18 protein-coding genes are annotated in these 19,000 nt (G+C 59.8%); 7 read left to right on the top strand and 11 right to left on the bottom strand.

Annotated features, from left to right (window positions below; all coding sequences use genetic code 11):
* Positions 1–87: 87 nt before the first annotated feature.
* The 4 genes from EYC95_RS14205 (at position 88) to EYC95_RS14190 (ending at position 3,301) form a co-directional block, all read left to right on the top strand.
* A complete protein-coding gene (locus EYC95_RS14205) occupies positions 88–1,467 on the top strand; it encodes an HD domain-containing phosphohydrolase (RefSeq protein ID WP_131060911.1) in 1,380 nt (459 codons plus the stop codon).
* Positions 1,468–1,687: 220 nt separating this feature from the next.
* The gene (locus EYC95_RS14200) at positions 1,688–2,122 is read left to right on the top strand and encodes an NUDIX domain-containing protein (RefSeq protein ID WP_131060910.1); all 435 of its coding nucleotides are present in this window, start codon (positions 1,688–1,690) and stop codon (positions 2,120–2,122) included.
* Between the two features lie 40 nt (positions 2,123–2,162).
* Positions 2,163–2,801, top strand: a complete 639-nt coding sequence (locus EYC95_RS14195; RefSeq protein ID WP_131060909.1) for a LysE family translocator — start codon at positions 2,163–2,165, stop codon at positions 2,799–2,801.
* A 2-nt stretch (positions 2,802–2,803) separates the two neighbouring features.
* Entirely contained in the window at positions 2,804–3,301 is a 498-nt protein-coding gene (locus EYC95_RS14190) for a GNAT family N-acetyltransferase (protein ID WP_131060943.1), read from the top strand.
* A gap of 104 nt (positions 3,302–3,405) precedes the next feature.
* Here the strand turns inward: EYC95_RS14190 and metR are convergent, their stop codons facing one another.
* Entirely contained in the window at positions 3,406–4,323 is a 918-nt protein-coding gene (gene metR / locus EYC95_RS14185) for a transcriptional regulator MetR (RefSeq protein WP_131060908.1), read from the bottom strand.
* Between the two features lie 120 nt (positions 4,324–4,443).
* Here metR and metE point away from each other — a divergent pair, with 120 nt between their 5' ends.
* The gene (gene metE / locus EYC95_RS14180) at positions 4,444–6,756 is read left to right on the top strand and encodes a 5-methyltetrahydropteroyltriglutamate--homocysteine S-methyltransferase (protein ID WP_131060907.1); all 2,313 of its coding nucleotides are present in this window, start codon (positions 4,444–4,446) and stop codon (positions 6,754–6,756) included.
* Positions 6,757–6,995: 239 nt separating this feature from the next.
* Positions 6,996–8,030 carry an alpha/beta fold hydrolase gene (locus tag EYC95_RS14175; RefSeq protein ID WP_131060906.1) on the top strand — a complete coding sequence of 345 codons (1,035 nt, stop codon included), beginning with the start codon at positions 6,996–6,998 and terminating at the stop codon, positions 8,028–8,030.
* Between the two features lie 129 nt (positions 8,031–8,159).
* On the opposite strand, the gene EYC95_RS14170 is transcribed toward EYC95_RS14175, so the two are convergent.
* Entirely contained in the window at positions 8,160–8,528 is a 369-nt protein-coding gene (locus EYC95_RS14170) for a DUF6124 family protein (RefSeq protein WP_131060905.1), read from the bottom strand.
* A 579-nt stretch (positions 8,529–9,107) separates the two neighbouring features.
* On the opposite strand from EYC95_RS14170, the gene EYC95_RS14165 reads away from it, so the two are divergent.
* Positions 9,108–9,773: a DsbA family oxidoreductase gene (locus tag EYC95_RS14165; protein WP_131060904.1), complete on the top strand. Its 666-nt coding sequence runs from the start codon at positions 9,108–9,110 to the stop codon at positions 9,771–9,773.
* 55 nt (positions 9,774–9,828) lie between these two features.
* Here the strand turns inward: EYC95_RS14165 and EYC95_RS14160 are convergent, their stop codons facing one another.
* The 9 genes from EYC95_RS14160 to EYC95_RS14120 all read right to left on the bottom strand — a co-directional run bounded on the left by EYC95_RS14160 (position 9,829) and on the right by EYC95_RS14120 (position 18,992).
* A complete protein-coding gene (locus tag EYC95_RS14160) occupies positions 9,829–10,158 on the bottom strand; it encodes a GlpM family protein (RefSeq protein WP_178083837.1) in 330 nt (109 codons plus the stop codon).
* 8 nt (positions 10,159–10,166) lie between these two features.
* Entirely contained in the window at positions 10,167–11,495 is a 1,329-nt protein-coding gene (locus tag EYC95_RS14155; RefSeq protein WP_131060902.1) for a sigma-54 dependent transcriptional regulator, read from the bottom strand.
* Positions 11,492–13,393 carry a sensor histidine kinase gene (locus EYC95_RS14150; RefSeq protein WP_131060901.1) on the bottom strand — a complete coding sequence of 634 codons (1,902 nt, stop codon included), beginning with the start codon at positions 13,391–13,393 and terminating at the stop codon, positions 11,492–11,494. The genes EYC95_RS14155 and EYC95_RS14150 overlap by 4 nt, the downstream gene beginning before the upstream one ends.
* A gap of 259 nt (positions 13,394–13,652) precedes the next feature.
* The gene (locus tag EYC95_RS14145; RefSeq protein WP_131060900.1) at positions 13,653–14,387 is read right to left on the bottom strand and encodes an amino acid ABC transporter ATP-binding protein; all 735 of its coding nucleotides are present in this window, start codon (positions 14,385–14,387) and stop codon (positions 13,653–13,655) included.
* Entirely contained in the window at positions 14,384–15,055 is a 672-nt protein-coding gene (locus EYC95_RS14140; RefSeq protein WP_131060899.1) for an amino acid ABC transporter permease, read from the bottom strand. Before EYC95_RS14140 ends, EYC95_RS14145 begins: the two co-directional genes overlap by 4 nt.
* On the bottom strand, positions 15,055–15,801 hold the full coding sequence (locus tag EYC95_RS14135) for an amino acid ABC transporter permease (protein WP_131060898.1): 747 nt from the start codon (positions 15,799–15,801) through the stop codon (positions 15,055–15,057). The genes EYC95_RS14140 and EYC95_RS14135 overlap by 1 nt, the downstream gene beginning before the upstream one ends.
* Positions 15,802–15,994: 193 nt before the next feature.
* The gene (locus EYC95_RS14130; RefSeq protein WP_131060897.1) at positions 15,995–16,909 is read right to left on the bottom strand and encodes a glutamate/aspartate ABC transporter substrate-binding protein; all 915 of its coding nucleotides are present in this window, start codon (positions 16,907–16,909) and stop codon (positions 15,995–15,997) included.
* A 324-nt stretch (positions 16,910–17,233) separates the two neighbouring features.
* Entirely contained in the window at positions 17,234–17,644 is a 411-nt protein-coding gene (locus EYC95_RS14125; RefSeq protein WP_131060896.1) for a DUF4440 domain-containing protein, read from the bottom strand.
* Positions 17,625–18,992, bottom strand: coding sequence for an MFS transporter (locus EYC95_RS14120; protein WP_131060895.1), 1,368 nt, complete (start codon positions 18,990–18,992; stop codon positions 17,625–17,627). Before EYC95_RS14120 ends, EYC95_RS14125 begins: the two co-directional genes overlap by 20 nt.
* Positions 18,993–19,000 lie beyond the last annotated feature (8 nt).

The raw sequence follows: 19,000 nt of genomic DNA, 5'->3' as shown, positions 1-19,000 counted from the left end.
TCTAGCCTGTAGCTCAGGCAGGGCCAGAAACGGAATGTTTTGGCTGATGACTGACGCAACAACGCCCGTTTCGCTTGAGGTAATGCCATGGAAGAGCAACTCCCCACGCCTGTCACCTATAAACCTACAATTCTGCTGGTCGACGATGAGGAATCGATCCTCAACAGTCTGCGCCGGCTCTTGCGCGGCCAACCCTACGACGTGCTGCTGGCCACCAGCGGTGCCCAGGCCCTCGAAATCATGGGCAAACAGCCCGTCGACCTGGTGATGAGCGATGCGCGCATGCCCAATATGGACGGCGCGACGCTGCTGGCGCACATCCACCAGCGCCATCCCGACACACTGCGCATTTTGCTGACCGGTTATGCCGACCTGACGATGATCGTCAAAGCGATCAACGAGGGGCAGATCGACCGTTACATCAGCAAACCCTGGCACGATGAGGAGTTGCTGCTGACGTTGCGACAATCCCTCGCGTACCAGCATTCCGAGCGCGAACGGTTGCGCCTTATGCAGGAGACGTGGGATCGCAACGAGGAATTGAAGCTGCTCAACGCGACCCTGGAAAAACACGTCGCGTCCCGCACCTCCGAGCTGCAGCAGACCGCCGACATGCTCGACCTGGCCTACGAAGAGCTCAAACACAGCTATGTCACCGGCACTGAGGTGTTTTCGTTGCTGGCCAACCTGCGTTTGCCGCCGGCCAAGCAGACGAACCGGCAGATCATCGAACTGGTGCGGGTGTACTGCAAACGCCATGGCCTGGACGAGGGCAGTACCCGCGACCTGACCATGGCCGCGGCGCTTTACAACATCGGCAAGCTGAGCTGGACCGACAGCATGATGACCGCGCCTGCGGACCTGCTGCACCACAGCGATCAGGAACGCTATCGCGGTTACCCGAAGCAGAGCGAATCGTTGCTGATGACCCTCGACCCAATGAAAGATGCCGCTCGCCTGATCCTTCACCATCAGGAACGCTGGGACGGCACTGGTTTCCCCGACCGGCTCAAGGGCGAGGCGATTCCGCTGGGTTCGCGGTGGCTGAAACTGGCGGTGGATTTCATCGAGTTGCAGCGTGGGCTGATCCTCGAGCGCCAGATGAACAGCGATGAAGCATTGGTCTACATCCGCCAGTACGCCGGCAAACTTTACGATCCGGCCCTGGTCGAGGACTTTATTCAGGTCTGCGCCGCCTACCTGAGCGATGTGTCGCTGGTCGATCCGACGGTTAAGGTGTTGGCCACCCGGGACCTGGCGGCCGGCATGATTCTGGCGCACAACCTCAATGCCGATAACGGCATGTTGCTGCTCAATGCGGGCAAGGTGCTGAGCGGACCGCTGGTGGAGAAGCTGATCGCGTTCGAGGCGATGGAAGGGGCGAAATACAGTGTTTTTGTGAAGGTGCCGGAGAAAGGAGAAGCCGCAATCCTCGAAGAGAGCCCGGCAATCCAGGCCCAACACTGATCCCGTGTAGGAGCGAGCCTGCTCCGGGCGGCGTTCCGACGATGACGGACTGACATTCACCATTGATGTCGACTGAAAGACCGCTATCGTCGGAACGCCGCCCGGAGCAGGCTCGCTCCTACAATGGGTTCGGCAGTGCCAGGCAGATATTTTTTCCCAGTGACGACGCCCCGACACCCATGTGATCCTTGCGGTTTTTACCCAAGGCCAATCCTGATCCATGACGCTTTCATCTGCCGCTTCCCCCCGCATCATCCGCATTGCCGCCGCCCTGCTGATCGGCCCCGACGGTCGCACGCTGTTGGTCCGCAAGCGCGGCACCGAAGCCTTCATGCAACCTGGCGGCAAGATCGAGGCCCACGAGCAACCGGTTCATGCCCTGGCCCGTGAACTGGAAGAAGAACTTGGGCTGGTCATCGACCCCGCGCACGCCACCTACCTGGGACCCTTCTCGGCACCGGCCGCCAACGAGCCGGGTTTTGTCGTACAGGCCGAACTCTTTCAGCTGACCATCGATTCAGACGTATCGCCTGCGGCGGAGATCGAAGAGGTGCGCTGGATCGATCCGGCCACCGACGGCGATCTCACGCTGGCGCCATTGACACGGGACCTAATCCTGCCGTTTTATCGAGCTTCGCTGACCGCGACCGTCTGATCATTCACGGCTACTTATTTTACGGACCAGGACTGCCCCCATGATCCCGCTTCAAGATTTGCTGATATTCGCCGCTGCCGCGTTGCTGATGGTGCTGACGCCGGGGCCGAACATGATTTACCTGATCTCCCGTTCGATCTGCCAGGGACGCAAGGCCGGCGTGACCTCATTGCTCGGCGTGGTCGCGGGGTTTTTCGTGCATTTGTTCGCCGCCGCGGCCGGTTTGACCGCCGTGTTTCTGGCCGTGCCGATGGCGTACGAAGTGCTGAAGTGGGCCGGTGCGCTGTACCTGGTCTGGCTAGCCTGGCAGGCGGTCAAACCCGGAGCGCGTTCACCCTTCGAAGCGCAGCAGTTGCCGCCTGACTCGTCGCGCAAATTGATCACCATGGGGTTTCTCACCAGTGCCCTGAACCCGAAGATCGCGGTGTTTTACCTGTCGGTGTTTCCGCAATTCATCTCGCCTGAACATGGCTCCGTATTCACCCAAAGCATCGTGCTGGGCCTGACCCAGATCAGCGTCAGTTTCTGCGTCAATCTGCTGATCGCGATATTCGCTGCGGGCATCGCGTCCTGGTTCGTCAACAACCCGACCTGGCTGGCGGTGCAGCGTTACTTCATGGGGTTTGTTTTGTCGGCGCTGGCGGTGCGGCTGATGCTTGAGCAACGACGGACAGCTTGACCGTGTGGATTGAACAACTGGATGCCAGCCATGCCCTGGACTATCGGGCACTGATGCTTGAAGCCTACGACCTGCATCCGCAGGCCTTCACCTCAAGCGTACGCGAGCGCGCCGCGATGCCGCTGAGCTGGTGGGAATCGCGCCTGACCAGCCAACTGGATGTGGTGCTTGGGGCGTTTGAAGAGGGCAAATTGGCGGGCATCGTCGGCCTGGCCTTCGAACCCCGGGAAAAGGCTCGGCACAAGGCGACGTTGTTTGGCCTGTACGTGTCTGGAAAGGTCCGGCAGCGTGGGTTGGGTCAGCAACTGGTGCAAGCCGCCCTGGCCGAAGCGCAAAACCATCAAGGCCTGCGGTTGATCCAGCTGACCGTCACCGCCGGCAACGAGGCCGCGTTCAACTTGTACCAGCGATGTGGCTTCATCCAGTTCGGCCTCGAACCCATGGCGGTACGCGTCGGCGAAGACTACTTCGACAAAATCCACATGTGGCGTGAAATCTAAGGATCACATAGATCCTGTAGGAGCGAGGCTTGCCCGCGAAGGCGTCCTTGAGGCCGGCAAAAAGCTTCGCGGGCAAGCCTCGCTCCTACAAGTCCTTCGTTGCTTTATCGGACGGCACTGACCCCGTCGAGTGTCGAGAACGATGTGTCTTTGGCCGTCAGCAAGAAGTCGCGCATGTACGGCGCATCCAGCATGTCCGCCCGAATCCCCGCATACAGCGTCGCAAACAAACCCTTCTCGCCCAGCCGCTTGGCCTTCACGTAACCCCGTGAGCTGTATTCGTGCAGCGCCCAATGGGGCATGCCGCACACGCCGCGTCCGCTGGCCACCAATTGCATCATCATCACCGTCAGTTCCGAGGTGCGGACCTGCGCCGGTTCGATGTCGGCCGGTTCGAGGAAGCGGGTGAAAATGTCCAGCCGATCGCGTTCCACCGGGTAGGTAATCAGCGTTTCCGTGAGCAGATCTTCCGGAACGATGTAGGCCTTGCTCGCCAGACGGTGCTGGTTGGCCACCGCGAGCATCGCTTCATACGTGAACAACGGCACGTACGTGATCCCGGCCAGTTCCAGCGGATCGGAGGTCACCACCAAATCCAGATCGCCACGGGCCAGGGCCGGCAGCGGGGCGAAGGAGAAGCCAGAGGCCAGGTCCAGCTCGACTTCCGGCCAGGCATCGCGGAACTGATCGATGGTCGGCATCAGCCACTGGAAGCAACTGTGGCACTCAATCGCCATGTGCAAACGGCCCGCCGTGCCGCCCGCCAGACGCGCGATATCACGCTCGGCGCCACGCAGCAGCGGCAGGGTCGCGTCCGCCAGTTGAAGCAGGCGCAAACCCGCGCTGGTGAACCGCACCGGTTTGGTCTTGCGCACAAACAGCGGCATCCCCAGCCGTTCCTCAAGCTCCTTGAACTGGTGGGACAGGGCTGACTGGGTCAGGTGCAGCCGGTCGGCGGCATCGACCAGGCTGTCCGCCTCGCGCAAGGCGTGCAGGGTCTTCAGGTGACGGATTTCAAGCACCGAGTGGCTCCATGAGGAAAACTTGTGATCAACACGAAAAGGTTGAGTTTGTCTCATGTTGGGTTGGCTGTCGACAATGGCGCCATGTTTTACAGCTTCTTTTATAGAGAGAAACTCACCATGGCTCTGGCCCACACACTTGGTTTTCCGCGCATCGGCGCTGACCGCGAACTGAAAAAAGCCCTTGAATCCTACTGGAAGGGCGATCTGGATCAGGACGCGCTGAAAAGCGTCGGCCGCCAACTGCGCGCCACCCACTGGCAGTTGCAGAAAGACGCCGGCATCGACCTGCTGCCCGTCGGAGACTTCGCCTGGTACGACCAGGTGCTGACCCATTCCCTGACCTTCGGTGTGATCCCCGAGCGTTTCGACAGCGCCAAGGACTCCCGCGGCCTGCCGACCCTCGACACCCTGTTCGCCATGGCCCGTGGCGCTACCGCGGCCTGCTGCGGCGCTGAACACACCCCGTTGCAATACGCCCAGGAACTGACCAAGTGGTTCGACACCCACTACCACTACCTGGTCCCGGAATTCAGCGCTGACCAACCATTCAAACTGAGCTGGGAACAGCTGTTCGACGAAGTCGACGAAGCCAAGGCGCTGGGCCACAACGTCAAACCGGTGATCATCGGCCCGCTGACTTACCTGTGGCTCGGCAAAGCCAAAGGCAACGATTTCGACAAGCTCGATCTGCTGGAGCGCTTGCTGCCGATCTACGGCGAAATCCTTGGCCGCCTCGCCGCGCAGGGCGTGGAATGGGTGCAGATCGACGAACCGATCCTGACCCTCGACCTGCCACAGTCCTGGAAAAACGCTTTCGAACGCGCTTATCACATCCTTCAATACTCGCCGCTGAAAAAACTCGTGGCGACCTACTTCAGTGGCCTGGAAGACAACCTCGGCCTGGCGGTCGGCCTGCCGGTGCAAGGCCTGCACATCGACGCGGTGCGTGCGCCGGATCAACTCGGCCAGGTGCTGGATCGTCTGCCGACCTATAAGATTCTGTCGGTGGGCCTGGTCAACGGCCGCAACGTCTGGCGCTGCGAACTGGAGCAAGTCCTCGCGCAACTGCAACCGGCCCAGGAACGCTTCGGCGACAACCTGTGGGTCAGCAGTTCCTGCTCGCTGCTGCACAGCCCCGTGGACCTGGAACGCGAAGACAAACTCGACCCGGAACTGAAAAGCTGGCTGGCGTTTGCGGTGCAGAAGTGCGGGGAAATCGCCGTGCTGCGCGATGCCCTCAACGACCCGCAATCATCCAAGGTGCAAGCTGCCTTGGCCGAGAGCCGAGCGATTCAGGCCAGCCGCGCCGAGTCGCCGCGTATCCATAAAGCCCAAGTGCAGGCGCGCATCAACGCTATCGGCGCGGCGGACAGCCAGCGTCATTCGCCGTTTGCCAAACGCATCGAGCAGCAACGTGCACGCTTGAAACTGCCGGCGTTCCCGACCACCACCATCGGCTCGTTCCCGCAGACCGGTTCGATCCGTCTGGCACGCCAGGCCTTCAAGCAAGGCAAGCTGTCGGCCAACGATTACACCGACGCCATGCACAGCGAAATCCGCCATGCGGTGCAAGTCCAGGAACGCCTGGGCCTGGACGTGCTGGTGCACGGCGAAGCCGAGCGCAACGACATGGTCGAGTACTTCGCCGAGCAATTGGACGGCTACCTGTTCACCCGTTTCGGCTGGGTGCAGAGCTACGGTTCGCGCTGCGTCAAACCGGCGATCATCTACGGCGACCTGAGCCGCCCGACCGCCATGACCGTCGACTGGATCACGTATGCACAGAGCCTGACCGACAAGGTGATGAAAGGCATGCTCACCGGTCCCGTGACCATGCTGATGTGGTCGTTCCCCCGCGAAGACGTCTCGCGCAAAATCCAGGCGCAGCAGTTGGCCCTGGCCCTGCGTGATGAAGTGGTCGACCTGGAAAACGCCGGCATCAAAATCGTGCAGATCGACGAAGCCGCATTCCGCGAAGGCTTGCCGCTGCGCCGGGCGCAATGGCAGGAATATCTGGATTGGGCGGTGGAAGTCTTCCGCCTCAGCGCCTCCGGCGTTCGGGACGAAACCCAGATCCACACCCACATGTGCTACAGCGAATTCAACGACGTGATCGAGTCCATCGCCGCGATGGATGCGGACGTGATCACCATCGAAACCTCGCGTTCGGACATGGAATTGCTGGAAGCCTTCGAAGCGTTCGACTACCCGAACGACATCGGGCCGGGCGTCTATGACATCCACTCGCCACGGGTGCCGGACACGGCCGAGATGGTCAAATTGATGAGCAAAGCCGTGAAGCGCATTCCGGCGGAGCGGTTGTGGGTGAATCCGGATTGCGGGCTGAAGACCCGGGCGTGGCCGGAGACAGAGGCGGCGTTGGTGAACATGGTGGCGGCGGCAAGGCGATTGCGTAGTCAGTTGGCCTGATTTGATCTGATCGTTCCCACGCTCTGCGTGGGAATGCAGCCCAGGACGCTCCGCGTCCCTGTCGAAGCGGACGCGGAGCGTCCATTGAGGCATTCCCACGCAGAGCGTGGGAACGATCTTCTGTCCGAATACGACCGCTCGGCAATCTTCATCAAACTGTCACGTAACTGTGGCAGCGCGCTTGATCAAACTTCATCAAACTCGCGCTCTACTGGGGTTCTGCGTTTCGGTGTTTTTTCATGCGTGCACGATTTTTATCAACAGCGGCCTTCCTGGCCGCGTTGTTGTTTGGATTACCGTCTTTCGCGGCGTCTCGTTGCGATGTCAACGTTCCCACCCAACAGGCCGATCTGGCGCAGGTGAGCTTGGCGTACCAGAGCATCGGCCGTGCGTCCGACCCGGCGTTGCTGCTGGTGATGGGCCTGGGCGGGCAGTTGATTCACTGGCCGGACGAGGTGGTGGTCGCGTTGTGTCAGCAGGGTTTTCGGGTGATTCGTTATGACAATCGCGATGTCGGCCTGTCGACTTGGCGGCAAGCCCCTGCCGACGCCAACCTGTCTTTCGAAGTGCTGCGCTACAAACTCGGTTTGCCGGTGGCGGCGCCGTACACCCTGACAGACATGGCGGACGATGCCTTTGGCCTGATGGATGCGTTGAAGGTTGAGCAATTCCACGTATTGGGCGCGAGCATGGGCGGGATGATTGCCCAGCACATGGCGGCGATGGCACCGCAGCGGGTCGAGAGTTTGACCCTGATCATGACCAGCTCCGGGGCCGAAGGCTTGCCGGCGCCGAGTGCGGCGTTGGTACAGTTGTTGTCCCGTCGTGGCGCGCCGAATCGCGAAGTGGCGCTGGAGCAACAGGCTGATTTACTGGCCGCGTTGGGCAGCCCGACCGTCAGCGATGATCGGCAGGCCTTGCTGCATCAAGCGGCGCTGTCCTATGACCGGGCATTCAACCCGGAAGGCGTGAAGCGCCAGATCATGGCGATCCTTGCTGAGCGCAGTCGTGTGGCATTACTCAACCAACTGCGCGTCCCGACGTTGGTGGTTCACGGCACTGCCGATCCGCTGTTGCCGGTGATGCACGGCGTGCACCTGGCGGCGCATATTCGCGGCAGTCAGTTGAAGCTGATTCCGGGGTTGGCGCATCGGTTCCAGGAAGCGTTCAAGGCACCGTTGCTGGCGGCGGTGTTGCCGTACTTGCAGGCCCATCGCGAAGACACCTCGCATTGGGCACAGATTGATCCCGTGCCGGTCCCCAATCTCCTATAACCCACAATCCCAATGTGGGAGCGCGAAGGCGTCGTGTCAGTCGCCATCTGCTTGACTGATACACCGCTTTCGCGAGCAAGCCCGCTCCCACATTTTGATCTTCTGTGCTAGTGAAACATCGGCAGCCAGTCAGGTCGCGGCGCTTGGTGGAACGAAGTTATCCAGCATCCGGTTCACCGCCAGTTCACCCAGCATCACGGACTGCTGAATGCCCAGCACGGTGTTGCGCTGCGGCCCTTCCAGCAACCCGGCGAAATCACTGAGCATTACGCTGGCTGACGCCAGGGATTCGCAGGCGTTGGCCAGCAGGGTTTCGTGATCGATGTCGGGGGCGATGGTGTAGATGGTGCTGGGTCGGCGTGGGGTGTCTTTGGGGATGACCGGTTTGAGGTAGTAATCGAGGGCGCGGTCGGCGGCATCGTTGAGTTTTTTGGAGTCTGGGGTTTCGTAGGGGGAGACGTCGTCGGTTTCTGGTGGATTTGGTGTGATCTTGAACATTGGATTGGTACTCCTGTTAATAGAGCCGCAACCTGTCTCGCTACTAAACGGAAGGGTGGCAGCTGTGCGCAAGTTAGTAGACCGGCCACCAATCCAAAACCGGCGCGTCCGAGGACGCCATGCGCACAGCTACCATCAAGTGCAGGCGAATGCCTGAATAGATGACGCATGTACGTCCGAATTGGAAAAGCCGGGCTACTAAACCCGATCACTGGGAATCAGTGACACGAACCAAGTTACCGACGGCCCCCCAGGCGCACAAGCCGGCGGATTCTGACGTTGTTGTAGGCGACGGCGCAAGGCGCTGTAGCTTTCAGGAAGTAACCTTAAACAGAACTAAACACCCCCTCCCAAACACTGAAAATACCTTGTGGGAGCGGGCTTGCTCGCGAAGGCGTCGAGTCAGTCGCTATCTGCTTGACTGATACACCGCTTTCGCGAGCAAGCCCGCTCCCACAGGGAATAGTGGAATGACTGCCACCTCTGTCCCACAGGCGAATTCAGCAACGGCTCCCACCTCAGTGCTGTCAGGTGTATCGTTCAAACTTTCCGCCGCCTTTCCAGCCTGCGAGGTGAATGATGAGTACCCCCCTGAAAATCGATTTCGTCAGCGACGTGTCCTGCCCGTGGTGCGTGGTCGGCCTGTATGGCCTGACCCGGGCCCTGGATTTGCTGGGCGATGAGGTCCAGGCCGAGCTCCGTTTCCAGCCGTTTGAACTGAACCCGAAGATGGGGCCGGAAGGGCAGAACATCACCGAACACATCAGCGAAAAGTACGGCTCGACCCCTGAGCAATCGCAGAAGAACCGCGAGATGATCCGCGCCCGTGGCGCCGAGGTCGGGTTTGCGTTTCGCACGGATGGCAACAGCCGCATCTACAACACCTTTGATGCCCATCGGTTGCTGTTCTGGGCGGGGCTGGAAGGGTTGCAATTCAATTTGAAAGAAGCGCTGTTCAAAGCGTACTTCACCGATGGCGGTAATCCGTCCGATCACCAGCAGTTGGCGCAGATTGCGGAAAGCGTCGGGTTGAATCGGCAGCGGGCGGCGGCGATTCTGGCGTCCGATGAGTTTGCCAAAGAGGTGCTTGAAGAAGAGCAGCTGTGGCTGTCGCGCGGGGTGAGTTCGGTGCCGACGGTGGTGTTTAACGGGCAGTATGCGGTGAGCGGTGGACAGCCGGTGGAAACCTTTGTTGGAGCGATCCGGCAGATCATGAGCGAATCAAAAGGCGGCACCGTTAGCTGATCTCGCGGCGAGCCGTATTACTGTGGGAGCTCGCTCCCACAGGGGTTGGCGGTGGTCAGGCGTGGAGGCGGACCCACACGGTGACAAGCACGGTGGCCGCCATCAACCACGCCACCGCCGCCACGGCCAACGAAGCCTCCAACCGCATCCGGTCGACCATCACATACAACGTCGCCAGATAAACGAAGTACGGAATGATCGACCACATCCCGAACACGATGGTGGTCTTCAAATCATCCACCGAACGTCCCTTGCCGACGATGTAATGCGCAATCAGCGCAAAGGTCGGAAACAGCGGCACCAGGCCTGCGATGTAATAGTTTTTGGTCTTGGCCAGTGCCGCGAGGATGAGGACCACTGCGGCACCCAACGCCGCTTTCAGAATCAGGTCCATCAGTGGCTCAGCCCGTACTTTTTGACTTTGTCGAACAGCGTGGTCTTGGCCATCCCCAGTTCCAGGCTGGCCTGGGTCAGGTTGCCGCCGCTGCGTTGCAATGCGTCGCCGAGCAAATTGCGCTCGAACGCTTCCACCGCTTCGGCGAAGGCCAGGCCCTGATTGCTGCCACTGGCGCCGGACTTCTTGAACGCCGGCAGGCCGAGGGCAAAACGCTCGGCGACGTTGCGCAGTTCGCGCACGTTGCCGGGCCAGTCGTGGCTCATCAGGTTCGACAGGGTCTGGTTGTCCAGCTCCGGCACGGCGCGGTCGAAGCGCAGGGACGACTGCTGCAGGAAGTGTTCGAACAGTTGCAGGATGTCTTCGCGACGTTCGCGCAGCGGTGGCAATTCGAGCGTCACCACGTTCAGGCGGTAATACAGGTCACTGCGAAACTCGCCGGCCTTGCTCGATTCGTCGAGGTCGGACTTGGTCGCCGCAATGACTCGGCAATCCACGGCCACGCTCTGGTTCGAACCCAGGCGTTCAAGGGTGCGTTCCTGCAACACCCGCAGCAGTTTGATCTGCAAGGGCAGGGGCATGCTTTCGACTTCGTCGAGGAACAGCGTGCCGCCGTCAGCGTGTTCGATCTTGCCGATGCGCCGTTTGCCGGCACCGGTGAAAGCATTGGCCTCATGGCCGAAAATTTCGCTTTCGAACAGGTTCTCCGGCAGGCCGCCGCAGTTCAGCGCGACGAACTGTTTGGTGTGCCGGCGGCTGAAGTCGTGCAGGCAACGCGCAACCAGTTCTTTACCAGTGCCGGTCTCGCCCTCGATCAGCACGTTGGCCGACGTATCGGCGACGTTGGCGATCAATTCGCGCAGGTTCTGCATGGCCGGCGAGCGGCCGATGATGCGGCCTTCCAGGGAATCGCGCTCCGCCAGTTGCCGGCGCAACGAAGAGACTTCCCGGGCCAGGCTGCGTTGCTCCAGCGCGCGACGGGCGACATCCACCAAGCGTTCCGGCGAGAAGGGTTTCTCCATGAAGTCATAGGCGCCTTTCTGCATTGCGCCCACGGCCATGGAAATGTCGCCGTGACCGGTGATCAACACCACCGGCAGGCTGCGGTCGCGGGCCTTGAGTCGGGTCAGCAGTTCCAGGCCATCGATGCCCGGCAGGCGAATGTCGCTGATGACGATGCCGGCAAAGTTGTCGCCGACCCGCTCCAGCGCTTCTTCGGCGCTGCCCACGCCCACGCTGGGGATGTCTTCCAGGGTCAGCGCCTGCTGGCAGCCGAGCAGCACATGGGGGTCGTCTTCGACGATCAGCACACTAAGGTCGTTGTTCATATTGGCTCGGCGTGAGTGGGGCTTACCAACGGTAAACTGAGGACGAAGGTGGTGCCACCGCTGGCCGGGTGTTCGACACCCAGATGCCCTCCGGTGGCGGCGGCCAGGCTGGCGGAAAGGGTCAGGCCGAGGCCCAGACCTTGTTCGCCGGGTTTGGTGGTGAAGAAGGGTTCGAACAAGTGCTTGCGCGCTTCGGCGTCGATGCCGTGGCCGTTATCGCGTACGCGCAGGCGATATTTGCCATCGAACGCTTCGCCTTCGAGCCACAACTCGGGCAACGGTTGAGCCTGCATGGCGTCGAGGGCGTTGCCGATCAGGTTGACCAGAATCTGCTCCAGGCGGGTCTGGTCGATCTGCACCTGCACATCGTTGAAGTCACGATGCACTTTCAGGTGCGCGCTTTCCACGCGACCGCCCAGCAGTTGCAAGGCAGCATCCACCGCTTTGCCGAGGCTGGCCCGGCCTTTGTCGTCACCGCGACGGGCGAAGGAACGCAGGCTGGCGGTGATCCGGCCCATGCGATCGATCAATTCGTTAATGGTCTTGAGGTTGGTGCTGGCGACGTCCAGCTGACCGCGCTCGAGAAAGCGCACGGTGTTGCCGGACAAGGTGCGCAGCGCCGCCAGCGGCTGGTTCAATTCGTGGGCGATGCTGGTCGACATCTGCCCGATGGCGGCGAGTTTACCGGCCTGCACCAGTTCATCCTGGGCGCGGCGCAACGTCTCTTCGGCCTGACGCCGTTCGCGGATCTGGCCTTTGAGTCGTTCGTTGCTGGCGCGCAGGTCGGTGGTGCGTTCGGTAATCCGACGTTCAAGTTGATTGTTGGCTTCCTGCAGGGCTTCACGGGCAGCGAGGCGGGTGGCGATCACCTTGCGCCGCTCGTTCCAGGCGATCAGCAGGAACGCCACGAGGGCAAACGCCACCGCCACCAGAATCCCCTGATTGATCGCTTCACGGCGCAAATCCTGGAGCGGCGTGAGCAGGGTGAAGTTCCACGGGGTGTCGCTCAAGGGGCGGGTCTGCGAGAGGTAGCTGATGTCCTCTTCATCTGATTCCACTTCGCTGTTGGCGGGGAAGGTCAGTTTTTCCTCGCCTTCAGCCAGTTGTTCCCGGGCCAGCGGTTGCAGTTCGTTCAGCGGGAACCAGTAGTACTGAAGGCTGCGGGCCAGTTTCTCTTTGGTTTCGTCGCTCAATGGCACAACCGACTTCAGCCGTCGTGCCGGATCGCTGGACAGAATAATGATGCCGTTCTCGTCGCTGACGAAGGCTTCGAGGCGCGCGCGCTGCCAGCGTTCTTCCATGGCTTCGAGGCGCACTTTGACCACCGCGACGCCGATGATCTTGCCGTGTTCTTCCAGGCCGTGGGCCAGGTAGTAACCGGGTTCGCCGCTGGTGCTGCCGATGCCGTAGAAGCGTCCTGACTGACCGCGCACGGCGTTCTGGAAATAGGCGCGAAAGGACAGGTCTTCACCCAGGTAACTGTCGACATCGCGCCAGTTGCTGGTGGCCATGACGCGGCCGGTGGTGTCCATCACGTAGATAGCCCGACTGCGGCTGCGCCGGTTCAGGCCTTCGAGGTAGTCGTTGACGGTCTGCCGGTGTTCCGGTGACGGGTCGGCCAGCAGTTTTGAAACACTGGATTCAAGTTCCAGCAGGCTGGGGAGGTAGGTGTACTTGCTGATCTCGCTCTCGACGGCGCGGGCGTGCAGTTCGAGCTGACGCTGGCCGTTCTCGCTGAGGCTGCGAATCCCGTAGTGTTCACTGACCCAGAAGCCGAGGTAACCCAATCCGATCATCAGGGCGATGACCAGCGGCGGCAGGAACAGATGGCGAATCAGACGGGGTTTCACGGCGAGTGATGGCGGCGCGGCGCGATAGAGAGTGGGGTCGCATTTCATCACAGATGCCTTGGGTCAACCACAACACAAATCTCCATATCGCCGCCGGCCCCTTGTGGGAGCTGGCTAGGGCGGTGAGTGGGTTTCTGTGGCGAGGGGATTTATCCCCGTTGGGCTGCGAAGCGGCCCCAGCATTTCATAGTTAAACCGCATGCGATGGGTTGACGACTGCTGCGCAGCCGAACGGGGATAAATCCCCTCGCCACAAAACCACCTCACCACAAAAGCCCGCTCCCACATTTGGGGAGCGGTGTTTTTCTTAGTGCTGCAGAATCTTGTTAAGGAAATGCTGTGTACGCTCGGCGCGGTGGGTGATGTCGCCGAAGAACTCTTCTTTCTTGCAGTCTTCGATGATCTTGCCCTGGTCCATGAAGATCACACGGTCCGCCACTTTGCGGGCAAAGCCCATTTCGTGGGTCACGCACATCATGGTCATGCCTTCGTGGGCCAGTTGCACCATCACGTCGAGCACTTCGTTGACCATTTCAGGGTCCAGCGCCGAGGTCGGTTCGTCGAACAACATGACGATCGGGTCCATCGCCAGCGCACGGGCAATTGCCACACGCTGTTGCTGGCCACCGGAGAGCTGGCCCGGGTGCTTGTGGGCGTGAGCCGACAGGCCGACGCGCTCAAGCAGTTGCAGGCCTTTCTTGGTGGCTTCTTCCTTGCTGCGGCCCAACACCTTGATCTGCGCGATGGTCAGGTTTTCGGTGATGGTCAGGTGCGGGAACAGTTCGAAATGCTGGAACACCATGCCGACGCGCGAGCGCAGTTTCGGCAGGTTGGTCTTCGGGTCGGCGATGGACGTGCCATCGACCACCACGTCGCCTTTCTGGAACGGTTCCAGTGCGTTGACGCATTTGATCAGGGTGGATTTGCCGGAGCCGGACGGCCCGCACACCACGATCACTTCGCCTTTTTTGACCTCGGTGCTGCAGTCAGTCAGTACCTGGAAGTCGCCATACCACTTGTTGACATTCTTGATAGAGATCATACGGCAAACCTTTTTTGCAGACGCTTGACCAGCAGCGAGGCGGCAAAGCTGATTGTGAAGTACACGAGACCTGCGAAGATCAGGAACTCATTGGAGCGACCGATGATGTCGCCACTGGCACGCGAGGCATTGAGGAAGTCCACCAGGCCGACCGCGTAGACCAGCGAAGTGTCCTGAAACAGGATGATGCTCTGTTGCAGCAACAGCGGGGTCATCTTGCGGAACGCTTGCGGCAGGATGATCAAACGCATCATCTGGCCATAGCTCATGCCCAGCGCTTGCGCGGCACCCATCTGACCCTTGGGGATCGACTGCACACCGGCCCGGACGATTTCGCAGAAGTACGCCGCTTCGAACATCATGAAGGCCACGATGCAGGAGGCGAACGCGCCGATCGGGGTGTCTTCGCCGGTGATCCAGCGCAGCACGAACGGCACCGCCAGGTAGAACCAGGTGATGACCAGCAGCAACGGGATTGAACGGAAGTAGTTGACGTAGGCACCGGCGATGTTCGACAGCAGCTTGCTGTGGGACAGGCGCATCAGCGCCAGGAGGGTGCCGAGGATGATCCCGCCGACGACGCCCAGCGCCATCAATTGCAGGGTCATGACCATGCCGTTCCACAAACCCGGCAGGGACGGGATGATGCCCGAGAAGTCGAATTCCATCATTTACCCCCTACGGAGATCAGGCCCGGTACGGCGACTTTCTTCTCGACCCCACGCATCAGCAGCATCAGGCTCATGTTCAGGGTGAAGTAGATCAGCGTCGCCAGGGTGAAAGCTTCGAACAGGTTCGCGGAAAACTCGGCGGTCTGTTTGGTCTGTGCGAGCAATTCCATCAGGCCGATCAGCGAGGCGACGGAGGTGTTCTTGAACACGTTCAAGAATTCCGAGGTGAGCGGCGGAATGATGATCCGGTAGGCCTGGGGCAGCAGCACGTTCCAGTAGATCTGTGGCAGCTTGAAGCCCATGGCGCGAGCGGCAGCTTCCTGGCCTTTGGGCAGCGCCTGAATGCCGGTGCGCACTTGTTCGCAAACGCGGGCGGTGGTGAACAGGCCCAGGCAGACAACAACGCTGAGGAACGCCGAGGTGGTCGGGTTCAGGTCCTGTTTGTACCAGTCCTGCAGGTTTTGTGGCAGCAGATCGGGTACCAGGAAGTACCAGATGAACAGCTGAACCAGCAGCGGCACATTACGGAAGAGTTCGACGTAGCAGGTCGCGATGCCCGATACGATGCGATTCGGCACGGTGCGCATGACGCCCAGGATCGAGCCCAGCGTCAGCGCGATGATCCAGGCCACGATGGCGATGGCGATGGTCCAGCCCAAACCGGTGAGGTACCAGTCGAGATAAATCTCGCTGCCCACGCCGGTGGACTTGAAGAACACGCCCCAGTCCCAGTTGTAATTCATTAGGGTCTCCCCTCAGATCGATCGATGTACAAGTGCCCGCCTGGGGAAGCTCCGTTCCCGCCCTGATCTTGTTGATCAGGCACACACGAGCGGCTCGACAGCCACCGGTTCGAGTGTTTCCAAAAATGCCAGCAGGGAGTGACTACCTCCTGAAAGGGCAGCGGCCCTTTCAGGAGATAAGGTTAGTCAGAAATCAGGATTTCTTGTCGTCAGCCGCTTTATCGGTCGGATTGGCGATCAGGGCCTTGAGCTCGTCGCTCATCGGGAAGTTCAGGTTCAGGTTTTTTGGCGGGATTGGCGACATGAACCATTTTTTGTAGATTTCGTTGATCTCGCCCGACTTGTAGGTCGCAACAATCGCGTCGTCCACGGCTTTCTTGAACGGTGCGTCGCCCTTGCGAACCATGCAGCCATAGATTTCGTAGGACTGCGGGTCACCGGTCACTTCCCAGTCACTCGCCTTCTTGGCTTTGGCCGCTTCACCGGCCAGCAGCGCGTCGTCCATCATGAATGCGACGGCACGGCCCGATTCCAGCATCTGGAAGGATTCGCCGTGGTCTTTGGCGGAGATGACGTTCATGCCCATCTGCTTGTCGGCGTTCATCGACTTGAGGATGCGCTCGGACGTGGTACCCGCGGTGGTCACGACGTTCTTGCCTTTCAGGTCGTCGAAATTCTTGTACGTTGAGTCTTTCTTGGAGAGAAGACGCGTACCGATTTCGAAGATGCCGACGGAGAAGTCAACTTGCTGCTGACGTTCCACGTTGTTGGTGGTGGAGCCGCACTCGACGTCCACGGTGCCGTTTTGCACCAGCGGGATACGGGTTTGCGAGGTTACGAGGTTGTATTTGACCTGGAGGTTCGGCATGTCCAGGTCTTTCTTGATGGCTTCGACGATTTTCAGCTGGATATCGTGGGAGTAGCCAACCGGTTTGCCGGAAGCGTCCGCGATATAGGAAAACGGAATGGAAGCGTCACGATGCCCGAGGGTGATGGTGCCGGACTCTTTGATCTTCTTCAGTGTGCCGGTGAGCTCGGCAGCGAAAACTGGAGTGCTAATCAGAGCGGCAGCAATGGCTGCGCCCAGGATATGGGGAACGATGCGCATCAAATTTTCCTCGACATTGTTTTTTTTATGGAGCCAGTTCATCGGCCCTTTTGTGCTTCGAATGCCTGACGGCTCCTGAAGTGTGGTTGCATCAGACATTCGTCCAAGAGTGTAGAGCATGACTCGTGCCAGGCCAGGCGATATAGATCAAGTTATTGATTTATAAGGGTATTAAATATTTATGGTGGTAGTTTCTGGCGAAGGTTAATCCGGTTAACCGAATTGACCGACAGGTCGCGTTCGGAAAACCGAATGGTGTTCGGGGCCGCTAATGCTATTGATCAGGTAATAGAAGCGACAATGATTGTGTCGTTCACCCAAAAATCAGCTTTCTTGGCTTAGCGGCGTTTCATGCAGGTAGATCCATTGGGCGTTGTGGTGATGCAGGCCAATGATCGCCACCGAAATCCGTGAGCTTTCGCGCTGGTCGAGGCGATGGGTTTCCTTGTAGCGGATCGCCACGCTGGCGCCTTCTTGCCACACCGTCTGCAGGTCGCTGATGAAGATTTCCAGGCCCGGTTTGGCGCCGATTGCACCCTTGAACATCTGTTCGACCGTCGCCCGGCTGACGATGGCGGCCGAGGTGGTGACCATGGTGAAGTGCTCGGCGAATGCCGACATCAGCGGCTCGAGCACAGCCTGCCCCTTACCGTTGGCGTCGGTGAACAGGGTGTGGATCAGCTCGTGCACGTGATGAATGCTGTGGTGCGCCTGTTCAACTATTTTGTTGTGCATGACAGTCCTTTTGAGTGTTCCACTGACTCAGTTGAAAGAGTGGGAACAGGCCCACCAGCGCGGCGATGGCGAACGTCACGTGGTAGGCCTGGGTGGTATCGAAATGCTTCAAGAGCAGGTTGAAAACCATCAGGAAGAGGGCGGCGCCGATGCTGAATGACATCTGTCGGTTGATGTTCCAGATGACACTGGCCTTGTGGGTGTCACTGCCCTCGAAGTCCATCAACGACGTGGTTTGTGCTGTGTTGGCACCCATGCCGCCGCCAATCCCCATCAAGCTGTAGGCGATGACAATCACCAGAAGGTCTGAGGGATTGTTCACCAGTAACAGGGTGGCGATGCCGGCACTGTGCAACAGCATGCCGAGGGCAAACAGGCGCTTTGCGCCCATCCGGTTGTAGACCCGGCCACAGATCAGCATCGCGATGAACGCGCCGATGGCGTAGAGGATCATGAACATCCCTGTCAGGCGGGCGCTGAAGTGCAGGGTGTTTTGCAGGAAGAAGATGCTCATCAAGTTGACCCCCGTGAACACACCGGGGATCGCGTAATAGATAAAGATCGAGGTGCTGAGTTTTTTGCTTTTGAGCAGGCTCAGTTCAATGATCGGGTTTTTGCATGTGCGGTAATGCAGCCCGTACAGCACGACGAAAGCAACGCCGGCCATGACGAAGAGGGCGGCCACCCATGCCGGAGCATCGCCGCCGTACAACGACATGCCCATCAGCAGGCTGCCGAGTGCCGCGCTGACCAGCAGCAAGCCTTTGATGTCGGGCCGGGGCAAACTCGTCGGCCGCGCTTCGTTGATCCAGAACCAGGACAGCAACGCCGCGATCAGCGAGAACGGGATGTTGCTGTAGAACACCCAGCGCCAGGAGCTGCTGTCGACGATGACACCGCCGATGGTCGGTGAAATAGCGGGGGCTATAAGGGCAACGGCCATGACCAATGTGGATATTTTCGCCCGCTGCTCACCCTTGAACAGGTTGAACGTCAGCGCCTGGCCGACTGGAATCAACAGGCCACCGCCAATCCCCTGGACGAAGCGCCAGATCACCAGCTCGTTGAAACTGTTGGCCAGCCCGCACATCCACACGGAACCTGTGAACACGAGCATCGAGGCGGTGAGGATTTCCCGGCTGCCAAAACGACCGGCCAGCCAGGTGCTGACCGGAATGATCAGCGTCAGCCCCAGAATATAAGCATTAGCCACCCAGGCAACGTCTGAAGTACTAACGTGCAGCGCCGCCGATATACTCGGTAATGCGACCGCTGACATAAAGATGTTAATGCAGTCTATAAAAAATCCGATCAGAAATATCAGTGCAACTTTGTAGCGATAAGTCATGGTGTTTC

Origin of the sequence: Pseudomonas sp. BGI-2 (assembly GCF_004310295.1) — a bacterium.
In the GTDB taxonomy this organism is placed as follows: domain Bacteria; phylum Pseudomonadota; class Gammaproteobacteria; order Pseudomonadales; family Pseudomonadaceae; genus Aquipseudomonas.
This window is presented reverse-complemented; position numbering and strand designations above follow the sequence as displayed.

Coding starts and splice junctions, on each gene's coding strand:
- EYC95_RS14205 (WP_131060911.1), top strand. CDS start 88: ATGGAAGAGCAACTCCCCACGCCTGTCACCTATAAACCTACAATTCTG.
- EYC95_RS14200 (WP_131060910.1), top strand. CDS start 1,688: ATGACGCTTTCATCTGCCGCTTCCCCCCGCATCATCCGCATTGCCGCC.
- EYC95_RS14195 (WP_131060909.1), top strand. CDS start 2,163: ATGATCCCGCTTCAAGATTTGCTGATATTCGCCGCTGCCGCGTTGCTG.
- metE (WP_131060907.1), top strand. CDS start 4,444: ATGGCTCTGGCCCACACACTTGGTTTTCCGCGCATCGGCGCTGACCGC.
- EYC95_RS14175 (WP_131060906.1), top strand. CDS start 6,996: ATGCGTGCACGATTTTTATCAACAGCGGCCTTCCTGGCCGCGTTGTTG.
- EYC95_RS14170 (WP_131060905.1), bottom strand. CDS start 8,528: ATGTTCAAGATCACACCAAATCCACCAGAAACCGACGACGTCTCCCCC.
- EYC95_RS14165 (WP_131060904.1), top strand. CDS start 9,108: ATGAGTACCCCCCTGAAAATCGATTTCGTCAGCGACGTGTCCTGCCCG.
- EYC95_RS14155 (WP_131060902.1), bottom strand. CDS start 11,495: ATGAACAACGACCTTAGTGTGCTGATCGTCGAAGACGACCCCCATGTG.
- EYC95_RS14150 (WP_131060901.1), bottom strand. CDS start 13,393: ATGAAATGCGACCCCACTCTCTATCGCGCCGCGCCGCCATCACTCGCC.
- EYC95_RS14145 (WP_131060900.1), bottom strand. CDS start 14,387: ATGATCTCTATCAAGAATGTCAACAAGTGGTATGGCGACTTCCAGGTA.
- EYC95_RS14140 (WP_131060899.1), bottom strand. CDS start 15,055: ATGGAATTCGACTTCTCGGGCATCATCCCGTCCCTGCCGGGTTTGTGG.
- EYC95_RS14135 (WP_131060898.1), bottom strand. CDS start 15,801: ATGAATTACAACTGGGACTGGGGCGTGTTCTTCAAGTCCACCGGCGTG.
- EYC95_RS14130 (WP_131060897.1), bottom strand. CDS start 16,909: ATGCGCATCGTTCCCCATATCCTGGGCGCAGCCATTGCTGCCGCTCTG.
- EYC95_RS14125 (WP_131060896.1), bottom strand. CDS start 17,644: ATGCACAACAAAATAGTTGAACAGGCGCACCACAGCATTCATCACGTG.
- EYC95_RS14120 (WP_131060895.1), bottom strand. CDS start 18,992: ATGACTTATCGCTACAAAGTTGCACTGATATTTCTGATCGGATTTTTT.